The sequence below is a fragment of the Tepidibacillus sp. HK-1 genome, assembly GCF_001748485.2.
GTDB classification, from domain to species: Bacteria; Bacillota; Bacilli; order Tepidibacillales; family Tepidibacillaceae; genus Tepidibacillus_B; species Tepidibacillus_B infernus.
In genome coordinates this window covers 1-1,789 of record NZ_BDGM02000048.1, presented here as the reverse complement: position 1 = coordinate 1,789, position 1,789 = coordinate 1, and the positions used below count along the sequence as shown (strand labels likewise).

Genomic DNA, 1,789 nt, shown 5'->3' with positions numbered 1-1,789 from the left:
TGGTATAATGAAGGTAAAATCGTATTCAATTAAGGGAGCCATGTTCATGTTTCTTAGACAAGTGAAAAATAAAAAAACTGGTCGCATTTATTTATCCATCGTACAGAGCTATCGGGATGCTAATAGTAAATCCCCTAAATCCAGAACCATCAAATCCCTTGGTTATCTGGATGAACTAGAAAAACAATACGATGATCCGATTGCTTTTTTTAACGAAAAAATTAAACAGATGAACGAACAATACGCTTCTGAACGTTCTTCCATTTCTTTCACTATCCAACGGGACGAGCATATCCCGATCGGTTCAACGAATCGAAAAAATTTCGGTTATGCTGCATTGAGTAAGATCTATCATGATCTTGGAATCCATACCTTTCTCATCAACAGGCAACGCCATGCGAAGCATGATTACGATGCCAATAGTATCATGAAACTTCTGGTGTTTTCCCGCTTGCTTTACCCTGCTTCCAAGAAGAAAACATACGAAATCAAGGAGACATTTTTTGAAAAAAGCAACTTCACTTTGGACGATGTCTACCGCAGTCTAACCTTTTTCAACAAGCACAAGGATGCACTCCAGCTATGGCTCCATGAACGAATCAAGCGACAACATAACCGCAATACCAGTTTAGTCTATTACGATGTAACCAATTATTACTTTGAAATCGATGAGGCGGATGAACTCAGGAAAAAAGGTGTCTCTAAAGAGCACCGCCCAGACCCCATCGTGCAGATGGGACTTTTCATGGACACTGACGGCATTCCAATTACATACGGTCTTTATCCAGGGAATATGCTTGATAAACAAACTTTGATTCCGATGCTTAGGAGGATACAACGTCAATTCTCTCTTGGCCGAACGGTTGTGGTGGCAGACAAAGGCATGACGACAGGGGATAATATCTGGTATACACTCTCCGCAAAGAATGGCTACGTGTTCAGCTATTCGATCCGCGGCGCGGATCAGGATTTCAAGAATTATGTCCTTGATCCAAGTGGCTACAGGAGCATAAGTGAGGATTTCAAAATTAAGTCCAGACTTGTTCCCCGGGAGATTAGCGTGACGTCAGTTAGAGGGAAGAAGATAAAGAAAACGGTGGATGAGAAGCAAGTCATTTTTTATAGTGAAAAATATGCAGCGAAAGCAAGGGCAGAGCGCGCTTCAGCAGTGGAAAAGGCCAAAAGCCTCATTCAAAATCCTTCGCAATATAACCGAGCTACTTCAGGTGGCGCTGCCAAGTATGTGAAGAATTTGACCTTTGATGCAAAAACAGGAGAGATTCTAGTAGATGCTAAGCAGTCATTGCATTTTGACGAAGAAAAGTTGAGGCAGGAAGAGGAATTGGACGGCTACTATGCAATCATCACCAGTGAATATCAAGAAACTGATGAACGCATTGTAGACATCTATCGAGGACTTTGGAAAATTGAAGAATCCTTCAAGGTTACCAAAAGCGATTTAGAAAGCAGGCCTGTCTACCTGTCTACTCAAGAGCATATTGAAGCCCATTTCCTAACTTGTTTTGTTGCACTTGTGATTGCAAGGGTACTGGAACACCGCCTGAAAGGAAAATATTCGATTACAGCGATGCTGGAAAGTTTGAGAAAGGCCTCGTGCAGTCATATTCAAGATAATTATTACCTGTTTGATTATTACGACGAAATACTGACCGACATCGGTAAGGAATTAGACATCGAATTCGGAAAGAAATACATGTCACTTGGAGAAATAAAAAAAATTTTGGGAGAGGTCAAAAAAGGGTAATTTTCACTACAACTCTTGGACATA

The 1,789-nt window shown here is 41.0% G+C and carries 1 protein-coding gene; it reads left to right on the top strand.

Annotated features, from left to right (window positions below; genetic code table 11):
- The first annotated feature begins 46 nt into the window (after positions 1-46).
- Entirely contained in the window at positions 47-1,765 is a 1,719-nt protein-coding gene (locus BEN26_RS13770; RefSeq protein WP_181482308.1) for an IS1634 family transposase, read from the top strand.
- Positions 1,766-1,789 lie beyond the last annotated feature (24 nt).

Bases quoted from the DNA above. Each gene is read 5' to 3' on its own strand.
- BEN26_RS13770 (WP_181482308.1), top strand. From the start codon at position 47: ATGTTTCTTAGACAAGTGAAAAATAAAAAAACTGGTCGCATTTATTTA.